Here is a 21,676-nt window from a genome sequence, read left to right on the forward strand (position 1 = left end):
TCTACGAGGACCGCGGGGTGGTGGACAAGTGCGACTTCTGCAAGGACATCGTCGATGCGGGCGGTGCACCGGCCTGTGTCGAGGCCTGCCCGATGCGAGCGATGGAATGGGGGGATATTGAGGAACTGAAGGCTCGCCATCCTGAGGCGGTGTTCCCGGTAGCGCCTCTGGCGGAGCCACAGGATTTCGGCCCCAATGCCCTGTACACCAAGCATATCTGGGACACGGGCCAGCCGGGCGAGATCCTGAATCAGGAAGAGATCTAGGCTGTACGGCCTCCGGCGCCTGGCGATGTGGTTCCCGTCAGGCGCCGGTCAAAGGAAGTATCCTGGCCGGGCACGCCCGGGTTGTTGGCTCAACAGGTCTGCGCGAGCGGACCTGTTGAGCGCCTGTTTCCGTCCGATTGTAAAGCTGTGGCGCTCAGACACGGCTTTGAGGGCGCAAGCAGGTTTTCCGGTTGCTGGTGTCTTGGAGGGTATACCGCCAGGATCGGGTGTGCCCGCCGCAACCGCTGCCATCTGACAGGGAAACAGCGCCATTCCTCAGTTGCGGGCTTGGATGCTCGATACTGATGGTACAATGATGTCGCAATCCAAGGGGCTGCTGGTATCCCACCGGTTGTGGTAACTGTTCGCTGTTTGCTGACAGGTCGTCAGCCTTTAAGGAGAGACTGCTCACCATGAATGAACGCTCCCTGGTCTACGAGGCGCGTCAGGCCGTGTATGCGGTATTCCAGCGGCTGTATGCCGCCGCCCCTGACCGGGCGTTGCTCGACTGGCTCGTCACGGAGCAGCCATTTGCGGAGTTCCCTGTGACGCTCGATGCGGAAGCGGATGCTGCCCGCCAGCGGGTGGCTGCGTCCTGCCCGCAGTTGACTTTGCAGGCACTGGCTGACGATTTTCACCAGTTGTACATCGGCTATGGCGCAATGCAGGCTCCTCCCTGGGAGAGTGTCTACCGTAATGAAGAACATACGCTGTTCGATATCCACACCCTGCAGGTGCGCGAGACGTATGCCCGGCACGGGATGGAATTCATCCACAAGAATAAGATGCCGGAAGACTCGATCAGTATCGAGTTGGAATTCATGAAAACGTTGACTGACCGTTTGTTAACCGCTCTGGAGAAGGGTGATGGGCGGGCAGAACGCATCCTGTTGAATGAACAGTTGAAGTTTCTCCAGGAACATCTGCTGGTCTGGGTGCCGGAATTTGTCGCCCTGAGCGAAAAGCACGCTCAGACACCATTCTATGGCAATCTGGGCAGTGTTCTGCTGGGCTTCCTCAGGTGGGATCAAGAAGTCCTGCGGGAACTGGTGGCGCTATTCCCGGCAGAGACCGGCTTTGACCTGAGTTGAGCGTGGAAACGGCGCCAACCCCCTGTGCTCATTGGGCAGGGTGGCTGGCTCCGAAGCTGTACGTGAATGCTGCCGGCGGGCGATCCGTTCTGGAGGCGTAACCCGGCGCGAGGAAAGCGAGAGTGCAATGCCTAAACCATTTACGCGTTTGATCGGTGTCATGCTGGTCGTCATGATGGCCCTGACGGCCTGCGGCGGTGAAACCCCGACCAGCACACCCACCCCTTCCAATACCCCTGAGCCAACGAATACACCGGCTCCGACCGACACCCCTGTTCCAACGGTTGATGTCGCCAGCCTGTCTGCCGCCGATTTGCAGGCAACCCTGACTGTGCTGGAAGTTGACCTGGCCAATGCTGAGGCTCGTCTGGCGGCTGCCTCCTCCGCTGGTGAAGAGAATGCAGCGGAGAACGACATCCGGCGCATTGAAGGCCAGATCGAAGAGATCAACGCCTTGCTGGCCGCTACTGGCAGCGAAGGGGCGGAAGGTCCTGTCCTGACGTTGAGCGGCGACTTCGTTGAATCCCGCGAGTGGACATGGGCGGAACTGGAGGCCCTGGGCACGGTTACGGCGACTGTCGCCGGTCCGAATGATGCGCCGGAAACCGAATACGCCGGTATCAGTCTGGTAGCGTTGCTGGAGGCCGCTGGACTGGGCGCAGATGCGACAACCCTGGTGGCGACAGCAGGCGACGACTTCACAACTGAGATCGCTGTAGCTGAGGTCAAGGCATGCGAGAACTGCCTGATCGTGGCGGAGGAGGGTGCTCTGCGCCTGATCATGCCTGGCTTTGACGGCAAAGCCTGGGTGAGTGGCCTGGTTAGCCTGGAAGCCAGATAGCGCGGGTCACGCCCTCTGCGCCGGGTGTACAGGGGTATACCGCAGTCGCACGTATGAAGACGATTCTGCGAATTGGGTTGTGTGCCGGGGGACTTCTGGCTGTGCTGCTGATCCTGCAACTGGGGGAAGTGGTTGCGGATGGCCCCCGGCAGTTCTCAGCCGGGGACTGCGCCGGGTGTCATCCTGGCCAGTATCGTGGGTGGTTGCTCTCCAGCCACCGCCTGACCCTGTATGACAGGGTATTTCAAGAAGCCTGGAAGCGGGAAAAACGCTCGACCGAGTGCCTGACCTGCCATACGACCGGCTATGACGAGGAGACTGGCCCGCTGTACTGGGGCGTGACCTGTGCGGCCTGTCATCAGCCAGCGGGGGCGGTTCTCCAGCCCGGCGAAGAGCGCGATCACGAGCCGCTGACCATCCCCGATGAGTCGGCAGATTGTGCGGCCTGTCACCAGGGCGGCCATACGGTTACCTATGCTGAATGGGCGGCCAGCGATCACAATGGTTACCGGCCTGCCAACTGCCAGGACTGCCATGATGCTCACAGCGTGGCGCTGGTCGCCGGGAATATCACCGATCTGTGTGGGATTTGCCACCTGCAGCCGGTGCCGACCGACGCTCCTTATATGCACTACGAGGGCACCTGCACCAATTGCCATGCTCACGAAATCTCGGTGGATAACGTGCATATGCGGGGTGGCGATAAGGCGGCAGCGAGTTGCGTGGACTGCCACATGTTGAGCGCCAGAAACTTCAAGGGCTACCTGACTGCGTCGGGCCACGGGATGACAGTCTCGCTGGCCAGTTGCGTGGGCTGCCATGGCAGCCTGCACGAGATGGCCGGGGGCAGTTCTCCGTAGCAAGGATGTACCGGTTACTCTGGCGGCGCGGAAGGACTTCTGCGCCGCTTTTACATATGGCGCCCGGCAGGTTGTGGGATCGGTCTTGCCTGCTCTAGAATGAGACCGGTGTGAACGGGATATGCTCCCCAGTGGGGACTCTTGATGGAGGTTGGCGACTCATGGTCATCGGCAATAGCACCCTGGCGGATCTGGCGCGGCTGCGTCCGGGGGTCCGGCGGCTGCGTGTCTCCAGTTACGATACGCGCGGCGGCAACTTTGACTGGTGGGACTTTGAAGCGGGTCAGGCGCGGGATATCGCCAGCCTGCGGGGACCGGGCTGCATCAAGCACATCTGGATGACGACGCTCTCTGATGACCGGTACGCCCTGCGCAAGGTGCTGCTGCGCGCCTGGTGGGATGACGAGCCGCTGCCGAGCGTCGAGGTCCCGCTGGGCGATTTCTTCGGCCTGGGGCACGGCCTGACGCGCAACTTCGTCTCCCTGCCGTTGCAGATGAGCCCTGAAGATGGCCGCGCCTTCAACTGCTGGTTCCCCATGCCCTTCCAAACGGCGGGGCGCCTGGCGGTGATTAATGAGACGGAGCGGCCCTTCCGCCTGTACTTCTATATCGATTACGAAGCTTACCCGGCGGGGACTTCCCTGGACGACTACGGGCGTTTTCATGCCCAGTGGCGACGGGAGAATCCCACCGCTGGCTGGGCTGACCCGGCTGTCCGCTGGGCCGACCATCCGGAATCCATGCAGACCGCCTGGCAGACGCCCAATACCAGCGGCAAGGACAACTACGTCATCCTGGAGGCGACGGGCCGGGGGCACTATGTGGGTTGCCACCTGGATATTGATTGCTTTTCCCGCCAGGCCAATGACTGGTACGGGGAAGGGGACGACATGATCTTCGTCGATGGGGAGCCATGGCCGCCCGCCCTGCATGGCACCGGCACCGAGGACTACTTCAACACAGCCTTCTGCCCCACGCAGGAGTACAACGCGCCCTATCACGGCCTGATCCTCTACCAGGGGACGGCTGACTGGCGCTGGCGCGGCAAGAACACGGTGTACCGTTACCACATCGAAGACCCGATCTTCTTTGAAAAATCGATCCGGGTCACTATCGAGCACGGCCACAGCAATAAGCTCAGTAACGACTATTCCTCCACGGCCTACTGGTACCAGGCCGAGCCTCATCATCCTTTCCCGCCCTTGCTCCCGGTTGCGGCCCGCCTGCCGCGCTGAAGCGAACAAGAGGCCCCGGACGATTGAGCCGTTCGGGGCCTGCGTATCAGGCTAGGGCGCTACACTCAGGTGAGGTCTCAGTTACCCTTCTCCCAGGTTACTTGCAAGGTGCCGCCGTTGACGGCCTCAAAGCGCAATTCATGGGTGGCCGCCAGGCCGTCTGTCTGCGCCAGAACGTCGCCGCCTTCGTCCTGCACGAGGATTGTCGCCGGGGCCGGGGGCAGGCGGCAGATCAAATGGACGGCCAGCCGCCCCTCTGCCTTGACGGTGTAACTGACGTCAAAGCGGCAGTCGCCGCAGCGCAAGTTGGTGATGCCGTAGGTCTTACCGGGTTCGAACAACGTCGCAGGCAGGGCTGGCGCGAGGAGGAAGCCGGTTGCTGGCCGATCGTTGGGTGTCTCCTTCAGCTCACGGAAGCCGATCAGGTTACGGATGACCAGCGAGGGGAAGGTTGCCCCCCAGCCGTAGTTCTCACAGCCGTCCAGGATCGGGTGGGCCTCCAGGTTGACCGGCCAGAATTCGCGGGCCACACCGGGGATGCGGTAGTTGTACTGGGCTGGCAGGCGGTCGGCATAGCGCGTGCTGGCAGGGCGCACCTCACGGGCATCCGTCCGAGCGTAAATGCGGTTCCCTACCTTGATCAGTTCCTCAGCGATGAACTCGCGTAGCCCGGCGTTCCAGCCTGCCTCGGAGAACGGTAGCCAGAATGACGGCCATTCCAGGAAAGGAGTCGGGTTATTGCTAAAGATCTGGAACTTGGGCCTGACGCCCTCGATCTGCTCCGGCGTGGCGACCCCTACTGCCAGCGGCACCAGCATCATGACATCGTAGTAATCTTCCAGCAGGAAGGGCCGGTTGTCCCGCCCGTCCCAGTCGCGGAACCAGCCATCCACGTACATGCTGCGGGTGCGGGCGATGCGATCTTCAGCCAGGCGCTGCCAGAGGGCGATGTCATCAGGGTGACCGGCGATGCGAGCATAATCGACCATGGCCAGCATTGCCTGGGCCATCCCGGCTTCGATATCGACCGTGCGCACGAAATGGGCTGGGGTGCCTTCCTGCGCGTCGCCGTGCAGGAAGCGTCGGGAGCCATCCTGGCCGGATTCCCAGCTATTGTCGGCGTGGAACCAGCCGTCTTCATCTGTGCGGTTGGCCAGCCACCATTCGATGAAGGCCTTGAGGTGTGGGTAGAGCCGCCGGATCCAGGCGTCGTCGCTGTCACGCCGGTAGATCGACTGGATGACCAGGAAGGGGAAGCCCCAGGTGGGAGCGGTGCCGCACTCCGCGCCGCTTTCGCCGATCATGTTCATGCTGCCGTCCTCGCGGCTACAGGGGACATTGGGCATCGGCGCGTCGGCGAAGACGCCGTAGATCACCTCTTTAGCCAGGGCGGTATCGCTATAGCTCAGGCAGAGCGCATCCAGGCAGGTCTCGCCCAGCACAGCACGCGGGGAATGAATCTGCATGGCGTCCCAGGGATGTTTGTAAATGCCCAGCGGGCGGCGGATGGTCATGCGCAGGGTTTCCAGGTCGTAGACCCAGCCATGCTTCCAGGCGGTGGGCCAGTCGCCGCTGAGCAAGGGCGCCTGCGCATAGAAGTGCTCGTCGTCAGCCAGTTGCCGCGCCGCTTCGTGGAAGGCGTCCGCGATCCTGGCCGGGAGCCGCCACAGGGCATAGAGTTCGTTGACATCCCGCACCAGGCCTATCACCAGCGCCTCACTGGTGCCGGGAGGCAGTTCCAGGACATAACTCATAACCGCGTAAATCGGGTCGTCGGTTTCGTGAAAGCGGACGACCGCACCGCTATTGGCGCTGAGGTCGCCGCTGGTGATCCAGCTATCCCACTGCTGCTGTGACGAGGTGGCTTTGTATGCGGCACTGCGCTGGCTGGCACCGAGGGCCATTACATCCCCGTAGGCCCAGACCTTGCTTACGGCGGCATCTTCGACGGGACGGTAGGAAGAAGTCACGCCGTCGCCGCCCCAGTACATATGGCCGCGATAGCCATAAATGTTGGTGGCGTGGACGGTCACGCGGCGGGGCTGGGGCGCCTTATTCTGCAGCTCCAGGATGCAAAGCAGGGCATGCTCGTCCGCCAGAAAGTACCTGGCACTGACATCGACTCCAGCAAATGCCCAGTCGTAGCTCATCAACGTTTTGGTGTGGTAACGCGAGATCAGGCTGACGCCATGAGCGGCGAAGTCTTCCGTCCGGTGAAAAACGACCGGTGCGCTGGTGTCACCGCTGATAGCCAGGCTGAGGTGTAGGAAGGACAGGTAGCTGACAGGGCGTTCTACGTCGATGCCGTAAGGCCAGGGCATAGCCCGGGCCCACCAGCCAAAACCCATCGGCGGCACGGTGCGGATGACGCCGCTGCGGTTGAACACGGCGCTGTGATAGGGGTTGTCCAGGTAGCCAAAGGGCGTGTAGTCGCTTTGCGGGAAGGTCTCAGGCAGGCGCAGCCGGCCAGAAAGTGGAGTCATGAGGTGCAATCCTTGTGAACATACATTGCCATAACACAGGCAGACTCTAGCATGCAGGGGCAGGGAGTACAATTTGCAATGGAAACAACCAAACGCTATCCGGGCTGTTTACCGCCTGAAAGGGTTGATTGTCAGCCGCCGGGGATGACTTTGTTCAGTATGCAACAACGCTGGCGTACTTGACCCCCGCCGCGATTTCGGGTTATAGTGTCAATTGTATAGATCAATCATGCGTCGTGATGATATGCAGGCGGTTTCCAACCGCGAGATTGTACAAACATCTTGGCGGCAGGCCCTGCTGTTTTGATCATCCGGCGCAGGTGCAGTTTGAGCGATCTGTCCTGTAGAGGGAAGGCTGGCGTCATGCCGGGACTGGCAGGCTGGCTGGCCTTGCCGGGTAGAGGGTATGGGGAAAGGAGTAGAGGCGAACGAATATTCAGGTGAAGCCAGAGGCTGAATGTCGTCTAGCCATAAGTGATGCATAACACTTTGCGCAGTGGTCTCTATGGAGGAGAACCATGAAGAAGTTTGGCAAGCTCCTGACGGTGTGCGTGCTGCTGGCGATGGTGGTGCCGTCGCTGGCAGTGTTAGCCCAGGAAGGCCAGATCACGCTGCGGGTGGTTGGCCTGGAAGTTGTACCCGAAGAGCGCGAGACTCCGCTGGCGATCGCCAAGCAGGCGGCCCGGACCCGCTTTATGGAGGCGCACCCGAATATCTTCATTGAGTCGCTGGAAACGCCGCCCGAATTCGATACGCAGGTGCTGGTTGACCTGGCCGCCGGGACCGCGCCCGACATCTGGTATCAGGACGCCTCGACCCTTGCCCGCCTGGTCGATACGGGCAATATCCTTGACGCAAGCGTCTGCCTGGAGCTTGTTCCCGAACTGACGCTGGATCGCTTCTCGGAAGGCATGCTGGACATCCACCTGCGCGACACCGGGGAACTGTGGGGTCTGCCCGATGGCGGTACGCCCATGGTGATGTATTACAACCCGGAAGCGGTGGCCAAGGCTGGCGTTGAGCCGCCTACCTCTGACTGGACCTGGGACGATTTCCTGACCTTCGCGCAGATGACCACCCTTGACAGCGAAGGCCGCAACCGTCTGGACCCGAACTTCGACGAAGAGAACGTTGTCCAGTGGGGTTTCCGCGTCCGCAAGTGGACGTTTGAGTGGATTTACTGGGTCTGGCAGAATGGCGGCGACGTCATTTCGCCCGATCTCACCACGGCGGATGGTTACCTGAATTCGCCAGAGAGCATCGAAGCCATCAAGTTCCTGCGTGACCTGGTACTTGAGTACGGTGTTGCGCCGGAGCCTTCGACGCTGGATCAGCTTGTCCAGCAGTTCGGGTTCCTGGAAGCCTTCCTGCGTGGCGAGGTGGTTATGTTCCCGCGCGGGCACTGGGAGATGGTCGGCCTGACCAACCAGGAAAGCTACACGCCGGAGCGCGTGGCCGTGGTTGGCAACCCCAGCAAGGTCAATGACGTGACCGTGATCTACGAATCAGGCTGGGTAATCAACGCCAAGGTCGCTGAGGATCCGGATAAGCTGCTGGCGGCCTGCCAGTTCGTGGAAGAACTGACCGACTATGAGTATCAGAGCACCAAGGTGGTGACCGGCCTGGAGATTTCCGCCAACCGTGAAGCCGCCGCGGCTGCCATTGAAGCCTCGGCCTGGCCGGAGATCGAGCGCGTGTTTGTGGAAGAGGCCGAAAATGGCCGCCGCAACTACGGCTCCATCTACGCCAACTGGCCGGTGGTTGAGGGTATCCTCGACTCGATGATGGAGAACATCCTGGCTGGCGCTGATGTCGAGGAAGAAGTCGCGATTGCGGTTGAGGAAATCGACCGCGAACTGCAGCGTTCCGCCGGCGGGTAACTCCCGATCGGGCGTCTGAACAATCCGGGGACCGCCTGCATGCTGTGGGCGGTCCCCTTTCCCCGCCAGGCTGGTCGCAAGCAGGCCGCTGTGGGCGTTTCCAGGATTACAGCGGTCTTCTTGCGGGCAGTCGGAGGGGAACTTTATTTGCCTCAATGAGGAGCGCAGCGATGGAGCGTACGTCCTTTCTGGAGCGGCCGATCTTCCATACTGGCCCAGGCTGGTGGCAGCGATTCTGGAGCCGTTCCAACGAGCGGGTGGGATACCTGTTCATCCTGCCCTCGTTTGTGCACCTGATTCTGTTTCTGGTTGTCCCGCTGGTCTTCAGCCTGTATCTATCGTTCACCGACTGGCGTGGAACAAATTTCTACAATGCGCCGTTCATCGGGACGGCCAACTACGAATTCATGCTGGGCGACCGGCGCTGGTGGAACGCCATGGCCAACTCTGGCTACTACACCCTGCTGGCGGTGCCGCTGGGCATGATGATCAGCCTGATGATCGCGCTGGTCATGAACATGAAGCTGCGCGGGGTGAACCTGTTCCGCACCCTGTTCTTTATGCCGGTCATTTCCTCCTGGGTAGCGGTCTCGGTGATCTGGATCACCCTGCTGGACCCGCAGGCCGGCATTGTCAATTACACCCTCAAATCGCTGGGGCTGCCGACCGTCAACTGGCTGGGCGACCCGGCTTCGGCTATGCCCAGTCTAGTGATGATCACGATCTGGAAGGGCGCGGGCTTCAACATGGTGATCTGGCTGGCCGGGTTGCAGGCTATCCCGCAGGAGCTGTATGAGGCGGCGGCCATCGATGGCGCTGGCTCCTGGCAGTCATTCTGGCGGATCACGCTGCCGCTGTTGAAACCGACGACCTTCTTCCTGGCTATCACTGGCGTGATCGGCTCCTTCCAGGTGTTTTCGTCGGTCTACGTGATCACCGGCGGCGGGCCGCGCGGGGCGACCGACGTGGCCGTGCACCGGATTTATCTGCGCGCCTTCGAAAGCTTCGATATGGGCTATGCTTCGGCGCTGGCCTGGGTGCTGTTTGCGGTGATCTTCGCCTTCACCCTGCTGCAGGTATGGTACATGCGCCGCCGCGAGGAAGCCTCGCTGTTCTAGGCCAGCGGGCAACAGTACGCAGGAGAAATGGACGATGGTTAGAGCCAAACATTGGTGGGACCTGCCCCTGAGCATCCTGGGCTATGCGGTGCTGATCGCGGTCACGCTCGGCATGGTGGTGCCATTCATCTGGATGATCACCACTTCACTCAAGCCCTCGGGGAGCGAATTCGCCTACCCGCCGGAGTTGCTGCCCAAGACGCTGGATTTTTCCAACTATGTTAACCTGTTCACGCTGGTGCCGTTTGGGCGGTACTTCCTGAACACGCTGATTGTCACCATCTTCACTGTCGCCGGGCAGGTGATCATTTGCTCGATGGCGGCCTATGGCTTCGCCCGGTTGCATTTCTTCGGGCGGGATACGATCTTTATCCTCTACCTGGCGACGATGATGATCCCGTTCCAGATCACCCTGATCCCGCTGTTCCTGATCGTGTTCGGGCTGGGCTGGATCAACACCTACCAGGGTCTGATCGTGCCGGGAATTTCCAGTGTGTTCGGTATCTTCCTGTTGCGGCAGGCCTTCCAGGGCATCCCGCAGGACTATCATGATGCGGCCCGTATCGACGGAGCCAGCGAGTGGGTGATCTTCACCCGCATCTTCCTGCCGCTGACCGGCCCGGCGCTGACAACGCTGGCGGTCTTTGCTTTCATGGGTACGTGGACCGACCTGCTGTGGCCGCTGCTGATCGCCCGCAACCAGGAGATGCGCACGCTGGAACTGGGCCTGGCTTACTTCAATGCTAACACGACGGCTTTCCGCCAGACCAACTGGCCGCTGGTCATGGCGGCGGCGGTAGTGGTCATGCTGCCTGTGCTGATCGTCTACATCTTCGCCCAGCGCTATTTTGTGGCCGGTATCGCCCTCTCCGGTGTCAAGGGGTAAGTCGGGAGGCTTGCCAGCCGGCCACGGAGCGTTTCTGTTCCGGTCTGTGTAGCATGCAGCCACGCCGTGAGGCGTGGCTGCTGCTTCAGGAGCGTGGGGTAAAGGCCAGTGCCCGCGCGGGGTTATCCACCAGCAGGCCGCGCACCGTCTCTTCCGCCAGGCCTGCCTGGCGCAGCATGGGGGCGAAGACCTGCAGGATGTAGGTAAAGCCCGCCCCGCCCAGGCCGTAGCTGTGCCAGTAGGAACGGCGGGCCAGATCGCCGGAGAGCAGCAGTTGCCCCGCGTGCCCCTCCGCCACCAGCCGGACGATGAACTCAACCCGGCGGCTATCCGGCGCGTACTGCGCCTTGCTGACCTGATCAAATCCGATGAAAACGCCTGTCCGCGCCAGAGCCAGGACGAACTCCCACTCCAGCCGCAGGTCAATGTGGCCGATGATCATATGCGACGGCTCGACCCCTTCGCCGGTCAGCAGCGCAACCTGCTCCAGCGCCATGGTGCCCTTCTCCGTGTGGGTGGAGATCGGCGCACCGGTGGTGTGGTGGGCCTGCGCTGCCGCACGGAACAACTTTTCCGCCAGCGGGGAAATCTCGTTCAGGGTGGAGGAAGCCTTGATCAACCCGGCCCGGCAGGATGTGCCGTCCATGCCATGCGTCACCTCGCCGGAAAAACGGGCGGCCAGTTCCTCAACCGTCGCGTCCTGCAGGAATGGCGCGGAGAACTTCTCCTTGTTGTAGCCGGTCGCGGCGATGATATGCACGCCGCTGGCGCGGGCGATCCGTTCCAGTGCGGCAGCATCCCGGTTGTAGTCCGGCGTGGTCATCTCCACCAGCGCACCCCCGCCCGCGGCCTGAAAACGCGCCAGCTCGCGGATGGCGGCATCTTCACTGTTCAGGGTCAGGTCTTCCGTGGCGAATGGCGCGGGCGGCCAGCCGTACAGGTGCTCGTGCGGCAGGCAGAGGCCGAGCGCCTGCGGCGGGATATCCCCCAGGATGGTGCGGATGATTGGCGTCATGGGGTTACACTCCTCTGCGCTGGCGCAGGAAAGCTTCAACAGCAGCAACATCCGGCGCACCAAGCACGCTGCGGCCCCCCTGCACGACCAGGGCGGCAGCGGCATTGGCGAAGGCGGCGGCCTCCGCCGGGGACATGCCGGCGTGACGGCCGTACAGGAAGGCGGCGTTAAACGAATCGCCCGCGCCAATGGTGACACTGGCCTGTACAGGGAAGCCTTCCACCTGAATGATCGAGTCGGGGCTGTACAGGCAGGCTCCGGCCTGGCCGCGCTTGACGACTACGCTGGCCGCGCCCGCTGCGATCAGCCGCCGGGCGCCAACTTCGGCGTCATGGTCGCCGGTTGCAACAGTCAGTTCATACTCGTTGGTCAGCAGGATGTCAACCAGCGGCAACAGCGGCGTCAGCGCCGGGAGGGTGGCGGAATGGTCAACCGCCGGGCCGATATCCAGCGCCGTGATCACGCCCCGTGCACGGGCAGTTTGCAGAATGGCCGCGAAGCCGCCCCCATGAAAACCGGGCAGCAGGGGATAGCCGGTGATTAGCAGGGTATGCGCCCCATCCAGCCAGGACGGGGGCAGGTCGGCAGCGCTGTAGGTGGAAAAGAGACCGGGATAGTAAAAGGACAGCCGGTTGAGCCGGTCGTCGATCACGGTGGTGGTGCTGGCGGTGCCATCCTCGCGGCGCAGGAAGGCACTGAGGTCGACCCCTCTGGCGGCCAGCCAGCCGGTCATCAGCGTCCCGATCTCGTTGGTGCCCGTACCGCTGCACAGCCGGACCGGGGCGCCCAGCGTCCGCAGGACATAGGCGCTGTTAGCGCCGTTGCCGCCAAGAGCGATGGTCAGCGGCTGACGGCAAAAAGACAGGCTGCTCGTCGTGAACTCGTCGCCGTCAAAACGCGGCATACGTTCCACGCCGGAGATGAACAGGTCGGCGGTTGTGGTGCCGATGACGACAAACATCTCAGATGATTGCTCCTATAGTGCGCAGACGTGCCTGCAGATCGCTGATGGGGACTTCACGCGGGGGGCATCCCTGCCGGGCGGCCAGTGCCGCGGCCACTGCCGCCGCCTGGCCCATCGCCATGCACTGGCCCATGCTGCGCACTGAGGCGTGGGCATCGTGGTCGGCGGAGAGGCAGCGCCCGGCCACAAGCAGGCCCTCCACGCTTTCCGGCAGCAGGCAGCGGAAGGGAATGTCGTAGGTTTCTCCCTCTGGCAGGTATTCCCAGACTGTGTCGCTGCCGGCGTGGTGATCCTCGATCGGCGCGCCGCAGCGGGCGATGGCGTCCTCAAACTTGCGCGCGCTCAGCACATCGGCCCTGGTCAGGCGGTACGCGCCAAAGATGCGGCGGCTTTCCCGCACGCCGATCTGGATGCTGAGACCGCCGAGCACCGCCCGCTCGTAACCGGGGACACGCTCGATCAGGAAGCGGGCGTACTCCTCCGCCTGGCGACGGCCTTCGATCTCGGCACGGGTGAGTTGTTCCGGATCGGTGGCATCGATGTTGGCCACGCGGGTCATGTTGGTGGCCATCACCCCATCAAGCGGCGTGATGTGGACGCTGCCTTCACGGCGGGGCAGGGCGTAACCATCCTCAATGGCGCGGGCCATCAGGGCGTGCAATTCATCTTTCCTGATGGCGCGGGCGCGGGCGACGTCGACATTCAGCAGGCGGAAGGTGGTGGTCAACGATTGCACCGGGCCATCGGCGGCGCTCTCGTAAGGCACGCCGGCGGCAGCAGCGACATCGGCGTCGCCGGAGGCGTCGATCACGACACGGGCCTTCAGCCGCACAAAGCCACCCTTGTTGACGGCGACCACGCCGGTCACGCGATCGCCTTCCATGAGCGCATCGACGACGAAGGTGTGGTAGAGGATGCGCACCCCGGCAGAAGTCGCCAGGCGCTCCCAGACAAGTTTGAGCGTCTCCGGGTCGTAGGTGATGCCCTGCCCGGCGCCGTAGGTGTTGGGGCGGAACAGGGCCTTGCCGCGCCGCAGCAGTTCATCGACCACCAGATCAGGGATGCCGCCGACGACCTTGCGCGACTGCTGGCCAGGTGTGTAGAAGCCGTAGAACGTATCCAGCACCTGGGTACTAATCCCGCCCATGAAGCCGTAACGCTCTACCAGCGCCACAGAGACCCCTTCCCGCGCAGCGGTGATGGCCGCCGTCGCCCCGGCGGAGCCACTGCCGATCACGAGAATATCGGTTTCCCACAGGTCGTGCACAGGGGCGGTATAAGTGTTCATGCGTGGCTGCTCTTTCTTGCGCTCGCGGGCGGTTCAGCGCACCGCTGCCGCCGCCTGCGCCAGGCGATCGTAGACTTCAGGCGTGATGGGGACGTCAAAAATCTGACCGATGATCGTACTCCAGCCCAGCAGGAAGTAGTCCCAGCCGTCGACGACGGTCAGGTTGCGGCGTTCCGCCTGCGCTTCCGCCTGGTGCAGGAAGTCCAGCGTGCCCCGGTAGTTTAACTCCCAAGCGAAGCCATCCTGCGGAAAGACACCGGCATCGGTGATCGGCGAACCGGGCGTATCCTTGCCCATGCCAGTGGCATTGATCACCAGTGAGCCGGGCGGCAGGGCGGCCATCAGCCGGTCATTGATGGCCGGATCGCTGTTTTCCACGAACTCGAAGGCGATTCCGGAACCCGGCAGCCGTTCAGCAATGAGCTGGCGCAGGCTTTCCAGGCGGGGGCGGGTGCGGTTGACAAAGATCACACGGGCCGGACGGTTGTCCGGCGGGAGGGTCCGGCACAGGTGGACGGCGATGGCTGTCGCCGATCCGCCTGCGCCCAGGCACAGGATGTGCGCCCGCGTGCGGCCCCAGTGCCTGGCGGGGATGAAGCGGCTCATCGCCAGGCCCGAAGTCATCGGGTCGACGGCGTGACCGATCAGCGCGCCATCTCGCTTGTAGATCGAAGCGACTTCGCCAGTTAGCTCGGCCTCCGGAGTCAGGTGATCGAACAAGTCGCGGGCGGCGTTGAGTGTGTTGATCTTGTGACTGGTGATCACCGCACCCAGCGATAACGGATCGCGCTTGATCTGGTAGACGGCCCGGCGGTAGACCTCCGGCGGGCCGTTGAGGGGCAGGTCGACGCCGATCAGCCGCGCCTGCCCCAGCCCCAGAATCTCCGCCCAAAGCGGGAACATACGGCGGCTGGAAGAAGCAGCGGTGGTCACCCCGAAGAAGTAAGCGGTCGGGGCGTTCTGCCGGGTGACGGCGAACTCTGGATCGGTCATCGTGGCCCTCAGTCACAACCGTAGACGCGCTTGAGCCGCCGCCGGTATTCGTCGTACGACTGGTCAAAGCGCCGCTGCGATTCTTCCGGGCCGATGAAATGGCTACTGGTCAGCACCAGCGGTGGCTTGCCCATCGCCGTTAGCTTCTCGGCGATGGCGCACTTGAGTGCATTGGTGACGGCGGCGCCGCCGATAGTTGAGCCAGGGCCGACCGGGTCATCCAGGCCGGGGATGTGCACCATGGCGTCGCCGGCGGGCGTGCCATTGTCGATCGTCACGTCCGCCACGTCGATCAGCTTCTTGCCGGAACTGTGGCGGGCGGGCTGGCGCTCACAGTGATCGCGGGAAACAACAGCGATGACAGGCAGGTCGCGCTTGCGAGCTTCCAGCGCCATCTCCACCACCACCTCGTTGACCCCGCTGTTGGAGAAGATCAGGAAGCTATCCGGCGGGGCGATGACGAAGTTGCGCAGGATGACCGGCGCAAAGCCCTCCAGGTGCTCCAGGTACATGGCCTGGCGCTGGCCGTTAGCCCCTACGACCTGGTTGTGATAGGTCAGCGACAGCTCCACGATCGGGTGAAAGCCGGGGAAGCTGCCATGACGCGGGTACATCTCCTCCACAAAGACGCGGGAGTGGCCGGTTCCGAACATGTGCACCAGGCCATCGTTGGCGATGGTATGGGCGCAAATCTCAGCGGCGCGGTTGATGTTGTCCATCTCGTTGTCGCGGATGCGCCGGAGGATGGCTTCGGCGGCATCTAGATAGGCCAGACTGGCGGTCATGGTTGTTCTCCCAATAATACTCTTGCAGCGGGCATTGAACGATCAGGAAGGTGCTATGGGATAAACGCCATAGCGACGGGCGGCTTCGAACAGGGTCACGACGTTTTCCGCCGGGACATCTGCCTGGAGGTGGTTGGCCGGGGCCAGGATGTACCCGCCGCCGGGGGCCAGGGCCGCGATGCGCTGCCGCACTTCTGCGATCACGTCGTCGCGGCTGCCGCGCATGGCATGGCTGATGTCGATGCCGCCCAGGAAGGCCAGCCGGTCGCCGTAACGGGCCTTGATCGCGGCCTGATCCAGCGCGGGGACCGGCTCCAGCGGGTGCAGCACGTCAATCCCCAGCTCGATAAACTCCGGCAGTAGCTTTTCGATCATACCATCGCTGTGCAACATGATCTTGATGGTTGGGTTGTGCTCGCGGATGGTGGCGATCAGTCGGGCCAGGGCAGGCTTAATGAAACGACGGAACAGATCGGGCGAGATCAGCAGGTTTTCGTTAGCGGCGTAGTCGTCGCCGGGCAGTTCGATCATGTCGATGAAGTCGCCGGCGGCCTCCAGGTAGCCTTCCAGCAGACCATTGATAGTCTCCGTCACCCGTTCGATCAGACGGAAGGCGAAGGCTTCGTTGATCACCATGTCCATCATGAATTCCGCCGTGCCGCGCAGATCGCAGGCTGTCTGGAAGACGCCGTGCGACGTGACCATCCGGGCGATGATGAAGCAGTCGGTGCCCGCCCGCAGCTCGGCGGCGCGCTCCCGGACTCCGGCTGTCCAGACCGGTGCAGTGACGTCCGGCCAGGTGACGCGGCGGTCGATATCGTCGACGCTGGTGGCGTCAGCCAGGATGCCCCGGTCAGCATAGAAGTAGGGTACGGCGCGCTTCCAGACCTGGCCGTAAGCATCCAGGAAGGTATCCGGCTCGGCGGTTTCCTGGCAGGGGCTGTTGGGCATGGCGTTAGGCCACACGTAGCGGGTATCGACGCCCAGGCGCTCCAGCAGCCGGTCGTCCATGTAGGAGATGCTGTGACCGGTGCGGAATGGTTTGACCGGTTCGCCCAGGTCAAGCAGCTTCAGCAGGCGGAAGTACAGGTCATCAACCACGCCGTACGGCCCGCCGCCCAGGGCGATAGGGACGCGATCCGGTTCCTGATGGTTGAGCGCGGCCAGGACGCGCTCCCGCGGAGACATGATAGCCATGGGGTTCATCCTTGCTCAGGCGAGCGTCACAGAGCGCGATGAGGCAGGAATGGATGGAAAAAGCCGAATGTTCGGACATTTGAGATCGTAGTCGACATGCTGCTTGCTGTCAAGCCGGTCACGGGGCGCTGCCTCTAGCAGGGGGAATAGGTGCTACTGGTGCTGTATTCGTACAGATCGGCGCGGTAGTAGGAGGTGGTGTATTCAATGATCTCGCCGCTGGCCAGGTAAGCCGCCGTGTTTACCAGCAGCAACGGATCGCCGACGCTAACCTGCAGCAACTCCGCTTTGAGATCGTCCGCCGCCACTGCCGTGACGGTATGCCTGATCTCCTGCACCACCAGACGGTACACACGGGCGAGGACATCATAGAGCGATTCGGTGTTGAAATCGTGCTGTTCCAGTCCCGGGCACTGCTCCGTCAGGATGATCGATTTCTGCAGTCCGATCGGCTCATCATCACCAAAGCGCAGGCGGATCAGGTTGAAACAGGGGGCGCCCAGGCGAGCCTTGAGCGCGGCGGGTGCGCTATCGTCGACTACGCCGGAAAACGCCTGCAGCACCCGCGAGTGAGCGCGGCGGCCCATGTCGGCCATCTGCCGGGTGAAACTGCGATCCAAAAAGAACTGCATCCGCCCCATCTGGCGGCTGACGACTGTCCCGCGCCCGGCCTTGCGGCTGATCAGCCGGTCATCCGCCAGGCGGGAAAGCGCCATGCGCATGGTGTGGCGGCCCACGCCGAAGGCGCGCGACAGCTCCACTTCCGGCGGCAGCAGATCGCCCGGACTGAGCACGCCGTCCTGGATCAGCGCCCGCAGGCTGGTCTCCACCTGGTGGTAGAGCGGGATCGGGCTGGCAGGGTCGACCGGCCTGATCGGCAGTTCATGCAGGTAGCGTTGTCTGGCTTCGGTCATGGTGATGCTCACTTTGCGAAAGAGCTGGCTCCGGGCATAGAATAGAGTCAGTCGATGTGCCTGCACTGTCAGCCGGAAAGTCATCGCTGCCGACAGGATGGTACGGGTACTGCCGGGGTAGCGCCCGCTCTGCATTCGGGCTAGTGGGTTGCTCCGTGCAGGCTGATTGACTGAAAAGTGCGGAATTTGTTATAATGTCGTTACTGCGAAATGACCGGACATTCGGACTATTTTGCAGTGTACACCAGTTTCGCCTGGTGCTCAATACACCCCACAAGCCCCATTTTACATATATGTATGAGGAGAAAGAGGAGTTCAGCATGAAAAGCAAGTGGTTATTCGTCTTGCCGGTGCTGGCGCTCGTCGTGGCGCTGGTCGGTTCCGGCTCCGTCAGGGCGCAGGGCGATTCGTTCGTCATCGGCGTCTCTAACGGCTTTGTCGGCAGCGAATGGCGCACCCAGATGATCCAGAACATGGAGAACGTGGTCGCCGAGTTCGCTGAAAAGGGTGTCAATATCGAGCTGGTGATCGAGAGCGCGGATGTGGACGTACAGGGTCAGGTGCAGCAGATTCAGAACCTGATCAACCGCGGGGTGGACGCGATCATCGTCAATCCGAACGACCAATCGGCGCTGAACCTGGTGCTGGAGGACGCGGTGGCGGAGGGGATTGTGGTCATCGCGGTGGACCAGGAGATCAGTGCTGAGGGCGTGTACAATGTGGTGATCGACCAGAAGGAATGGGCGAAGATCAGCGCGCGGTGGCTGGCGGAGCAGCTGGGTGGCCAGGGTGACGTGGTGCTGATCGAAGGCTTTGTGGGGCACCCGGCGAACGAAGCGCGGATGGAAGGGGTGATGGAGGTTTTCGCCGAGTATCCGGGCATCAACATTGTCGGGCGTGACACGGGGATGTGGGATCAGGCGACCGGCCAGCAGGTGATGAGCGACTTTCTGGCGTCGCTGCCGAACATCGACGGGGTATGGACGCAGGATGGGATGGCGCAGGGGGCGCTGACGGCGGTACGGACAGCGAACCCGGCGAAGTGGCCGGTGATGGTGGGTGAAGCGCGTGCGGGGTATCTGCAACTGTGGCATGAGGTGAAGCAGGAGCGTCCGGAGTTCACGTCGTTCGGTGTGGTCAACCCGCCCGGCGTGGGCGCTGATGGCATCCGCGTCGCTGTCGAAATCCTGATCGGCGGCACGCCGGATGTGTCCAAGCTCTCCGGCCCGTTCGGCAACACCTTCTACGTGCCGATCCCGTATGTGGTCGATGAGTTCAACTTTGAGGAACAGTACGAACTGGTGAAGGACCTGCCGGAGTCCTACACGCTCGACGGGTTCATCACCCAGATGCAGGCTGCAGGCTTCATGGAATAACCGACCATGAACACGGTGTCACTTTCAGCCCGGAACGTCACCAAACGGTACGGGGGCGTCGTAGCGCTCTCGGACGGTAACCTGGACGTGCAGTCGGGGGAAGTCGTTGCGCTGCTCGGCGCCAATGGAAGTGGCAAAAGCACCCTGAGCAAGGTCATCACAGGTGTAATCGCTCCCAATGAGGGGCGGTTACACCTGGATGGCCGGGCGGTCACGTTCTCTTCCCCACAGGCTGCCAAGAATGTCGGCATCACCGCCGTCTACCAGGAGCTGAGCCTGATCCCGGATATGACCGTGGCGGAGAACATCTGGCTGGCTCATGAGCCGCGCCGGTGGGGGATTGCCGTCGACCATCGTGAGATGCGTGCCCGCACACAGGACCTGATCGCCCTGTTTGCGGGCACGGTCCAATCTTCACTACAGCCGGATGCGCTGGTCAACAGTCTGCCGCCGGATGAGCGCCAGGTGGTGGAGATTCTCAAGGCGCTCAGCCTGCAACCGCGCCTGATGATCCTGGACGAGGCCACGGCCAGCCTGGACAGCCGCCAGGTCGCCCGCCTGTTTGAACTGATCGCGGACTGGAAGCGGCAGGGAATGGCCATCGTCTTTGTCTCCCATCGCATGGACGAGATCTTCCGCGTGGCCGACCGGGCGACTGTCCTCCGCAATGGGGCCAGTGTGGGCAACCGGGTGATCAGCGAAACAACTGAACAGGAACTCGTCGAGCTGATGATCGAGGGCATGGTCGCGCCGGAATTGGTACAGGGGAGGCAGCTGGCGCCGGACGCGCCGGTCCGGTTGCAGGTCAGGAACCTGCACACCGATCTGCTGAAGGACATCAGTTTTGACCTGCATGATGGCGAATTGCTGGGCCTGGGCGGTCTGCAGGGACAGGGTCAATCCGACTTGCTGCTGGCGCTGTTCGGGGCGATTCCCTGTGCAGGGCAGGTGCTACTTTCCAGCCAGCCGGCCCGTTTCTCCCACCCGCAGCAGGCCATGCAACATGGCCTGGCGTTTGTGCCGGGCGACCGGGCCACTGAAGGCGTGCTGCTCATCCGCTCCATCCTGGAGAATCTTCAGTTACCCTCCTGGCACAAGTACGGTTTCCCGCTGAACATGGTTCGGGCGCGTACGGATGCCAACCAGGTAGCACAGGAATTGCGCCTGGTGATGGAATCCCTGGACGCGCCAGTGAGCAGCCTGAGCGGTGGCAATGCCCAGAAGGTGGTGCTGGGCAAGTGGCTGCTGCGCAACCCGCGCGTGCTGCTCCTCAACGACCCGACCAAGGGTGTTGATGTCAGGACAAAAGTTGAGTTCTATGCGCTGTTGAACAGGCTCCGTGCCGCTGGGACGGCGATCCTGTTCTATAGCAGCGATGACGAAGAACTGCTGAGCCTGTGCAACCGTGTCCTGGTGCTGCATGATGGGCGAATCCGGGCGGAACTGGCGGGCGAAACGCTCAACCATGCCAACCTGGTCTCGGCCAGCATGGGCACGACCAATGCGAGTAACGGCCATGAATAGCGTAGTGCTGCGGCGGATCGCCCTGCGACACTCCTACCTGCTGGCCCTGCTGCTGCTCCTGATCGCGGTAGGGATCAACTTCTACCTGCAGCCTAACCTGTTTGAACTGCGGGTGCTCAACAGCAACCTGCGTAACTTCCTGCCCCTGATCATCCTGACGGTCGGGCAGACCATCGTCATCATCGGCGGCGGGATCGATCTTTCTGTTGGGGCGATCGTCTCCATGGCCAACGCCATCCTGGTCACGCTGATCCTGCCGGAATCGGGGCCAACCGAGATTCTCGTTGGTATCCTGGCGGCGGTAGGGGCGGGGTTGGCCGCCGGGGTGTTCAATGGCCTGTGCGTGGCTTACCTGCGGCTGCAGCCGATTGTGACGACCTACGCCACCAGCTTCGTCTATGCGGGTATCGCGCTGCTGATCCTGCCCCGACCTGGCGGCAACCTGCCGCGTGAATTCCTGCGATCCTACCGGGGTGCGCCGCTGGATATCCCGCTGGCGCTGTACTTCATTGCCCTGGCCATCCTGATCTGGCTGGTGTTGCGTTCAACGCGCTACGGGCAGTATCTCTTTGCCACAGGCGGCAAGGCTGACGCTGCCTATGCGACCGGCGTGCCGGTGAACTTCGTGCGCTTCAGTACGTATGTGTGGGCGGGGCTGGCAGCGGCACTGTCCGCACTGGCGCTGACGATGAATCTGGGCACAGGCAACCCGCGTATCGGTGACGCTATGACGCTGGATTCGATCGTGGCTGTGGTGCTGGGCGGGACGCGCCTGAGCGGCGGCCAGGGCGGGGTGATCGGATCGGTGCTCGGCGTGCTGATCCTGGGCGTGATCCGTAACATCATCTCCTTCGCCAACGTCCCTACGTGGTCTCAGACGCTGGTGGATGCGCTGATCATCATCGCGGCGCTGGCTGGCCCAGGGTTGGTGCGGTTCTTGCGGAGGCGGACAGCATGATT

The 21,676-nt window shown here is 62.6% G+C and carries 19 protein-coding genes; 11 read left to right on the forward strand and 8 right to left on the reverse strand.

The features are described 5' to 3' along the window. The 5 genes from HPY64_14430 to HPY64_14450 all read left to right on the forward strand — a co-directional run. Positions 1 to 266 (forward strand): dimethyl sulfoxide reductase subunit B (locus HPY64_14430; GenBank protein NPV68335.1); only part of this gene is annotated, 266 nt, incomplete at its 5' end. Positions 267 to 679: 413 nt separating this feature from the next. Then, a complete protein-coding gene (locus tag HPY64_14435) occupies positions 680 to 1,357 on the forward strand; it encodes a hypothetical protein (GenBank protein NPV68336.1) in 678 nt (225 codons plus the stop codon). A 127-nt stretch (positions 1,358 to 1,484) separates the two neighbouring features. Further along, the gene (locus tag HPY64_14440) at positions 1,485 to 2,198 is read left to right on the forward strand and encodes a hypothetical protein (GenBank protein NPV68337.1); all 714 of its coding nucleotides are present in this window, start codon (positions 1,485 to 1,487) and stop codon (positions 2,196 to 2,198) included. Between the two features lie 53 nt (positions 2,199 to 2,251). Next, the gene (locus HPY64_14445) at positions 2,252 to 3,058 is read left to right on the forward strand and encodes a hypothetical protein (protein NPV68338.1); all 807 of its coding nucleotides are present in this window, start codon (positions 2,252 to 2,254) and stop codon (positions 3,056 to 3,058) included. A gap of 161 nt (positions 3,059 to 3,219) precedes the next feature. Then, positions 3,220 to 4,293, forward strand: coding sequence for a DUF2961 domain-containing protein (locus HPY64_14450; protein ID NPV68339.1), 1,074 nt, complete (start codon positions 3,220 to 3,222; stop codon positions 4,291 to 4,293). Between the two features lie 77 nt (positions 4,294 to 4,370). On the opposite strand, the gene HPY64_14455 is transcribed toward HPY64_14450, so the two are convergent. Next, positions 4,371 to 6,776, reverse strand: a complete 2,406-nt coding sequence (locus HPY64_14455; protein NPV68340.1) for a hypothetical protein — start codon at positions 6,774 to 6,776, stop codon at positions 4,371 to 4,373. 518 nt (positions 6,777 to 7,294) lie between these two features. Here HPY64_14455 and HPY64_14460 point away from each other — a divergent pair. From HPY64_14460 to HPY64_14470, 3 genes are all read left to right on the forward strand, one after another. Then, positions 7,295 to 8,656 carry an extracellular solute-binding protein gene (locus HPY64_14460; GenBank protein ID NPV68341.1) on the forward strand — a complete coding sequence of 454 codons (1,362 nt, stop codon included), beginning with the start codon at positions 7,295 to 7,297 and terminating at the stop codon, positions 8,654 to 8,656. Positions 8,657 to 8,826: 170 nt separating this feature from the next. After that, complete coding sequence (locus HPY64_14465; GenBank protein NPV68342.1) at positions 8,827 to 9,774, forward strand: sugar ABC transporter permease; 948 nt, start codon at positions 8,827 to 8,829, stop codon at positions 9,772 to 9,774. A 34-nt stretch (positions 9,775 to 9,808) separates the two neighbouring features. Further along, entirely contained in the window at positions 9,809 to 10,660 is an 852-nt protein-coding gene (locus HPY64_14470) for a carbohydrate ABC transporter permease (GenBank protein ID NPV68343.1), read from the forward strand. 85 nt (positions 10,661 to 10,745) lie between these two features. Here the strand turns inward: HPY64_14470 and HPY64_14475 are convergent, their stop codons facing one another. From HPY64_14475 to HPY64_14505, 7 genes are all read right to left on the reverse strand, one after another. Beyond that, a complete protein-coding gene (locus HPY64_14475) occupies positions 10,746 to 11,675 on the reverse strand; it encodes a phosphotriesterase-related protein (GenBank protein NPV68344.1) in 930 nt (309 codons plus the stop codon). Positions 11,676 to 11,679: 4 nt separating this feature from the next. Beyond that, positions 11,680 to 12,636, reverse strand: a complete 957-nt coding sequence (locus HPY64_14480) for a carbohydrate kinase family protein (protein ID NPV68345.1) — start codon at positions 12,634 to 12,636, stop codon at positions 11,680 to 11,682. 1 nt (position 12,637) lies between these two features. After that, complete coding sequence (locus HPY64_14485; GenBank protein NPV68346.1) at positions 12,638 to 13,927, reverse strand: FAD-dependent oxidoreductase; 1,290 nt, start codon at positions 13,925 to 13,927, stop codon at positions 12,638 to 12,640. A gap of 33 nt (positions 13,928 to 13,960) precedes the next feature. Then, complete coding sequence (locus HPY64_14490; protein ID NPV68347.1) at positions 13,961 to 14,920, reverse strand: shikimate dehydrogenase; 960 nt, start codon at positions 14,918 to 14,920, stop codon at positions 13,961 to 13,963. A gap of 8 nt (positions 14,921 to 14,928) precedes the next feature. Next, on the reverse strand, positions 14,929 to 15,705 hold the full coding sequence (locus HPY64_14495; GenBank protein NPV68348.1) for an SIS domain-containing protein: 777 nt from the start codon (positions 15,703 to 15,705) through the stop codon (positions 14,929 to 14,931). Positions 15,706 to 15,747: 42 nt separating this feature from the next. Further along, the gene (locus HPY64_14500; protein ID NPV68349.1) at positions 15,748 to 16,902 is read right to left on the reverse strand and encodes a hypothetical protein; all 1,155 of its coding nucleotides are present in this window, start codon (positions 16,900 to 16,902) and stop codon (positions 15,748 to 15,750) included. A gap of 134 nt (positions 16,903 to 17,036) precedes the next feature. After that, positions 17,037 to 17,951, reverse strand: a complete 915-nt coding sequence (locus tag HPY64_14505) for a GntR family transcriptional regulator (GenBank protein ID NPV68350.1) — start codon at positions 17,949 to 17,951, stop codon at positions 17,037 to 17,039. 158 nt (positions 17,952 to 18,109) lie between these two features. Between HPY64_14505 and HPY64_14510 the strand changes: the two genes are divergently transcribed. Genes HPY64_14510 through HPY64_14520 form a run of 3 tightly spaced genes read left to right on the forward strand, consistent with a single transcriptional unit; the run spans position 18,110 to position 21,674 of the window. After that, positions 18,110 to 19,192 carry an ABC transporter substrate-binding protein gene (locus HPY64_14510; GenBank protein ID NPV68351.1) on the forward strand — a complete coding sequence of 361 codons (1,083 nt, stop codon included), beginning with the start codon at positions 18,110 to 18,112 and terminating at the stop codon, positions 19,190 to 19,192. Between the two features lie 6 nt (positions 19,193 to 19,198). Beyond that, positions 19,199 to 20,716 carry a sugar ABC transporter ATP-binding protein gene (locus tag HPY64_14515; GenBank protein NPV68352.1) on the forward strand — a complete coding sequence of 506 codons (1,518 nt, stop codon included), beginning with the start codon at positions 19,199 to 19,201 and terminating at the stop codon, positions 20,714 to 20,716. Continuing rightward, complete coding sequence (locus HPY64_14520; protein ID NPV68353.1) at positions 20,709 to 21,674, forward strand: ABC transporter permease; 966 nt, start codon at positions 20,709 to 20,711, stop codon at positions 21,672 to 21,674. Before HPY64_14515 ends, HPY64_14520 begins: the two co-directional genes overlap by 8 nt. Positions 21,675 to 21,676 lie beyond the last annotated feature (2 nt).

Source organism: Anaerolineae bacterium, assembly GCA_013178165.1.
In the GTDB taxonomy this organism is placed as follows: domain Bacteria; phylum Chloroflexota; class Anaerolineae; order Aggregatilineales; family Ch27; genus Ch27.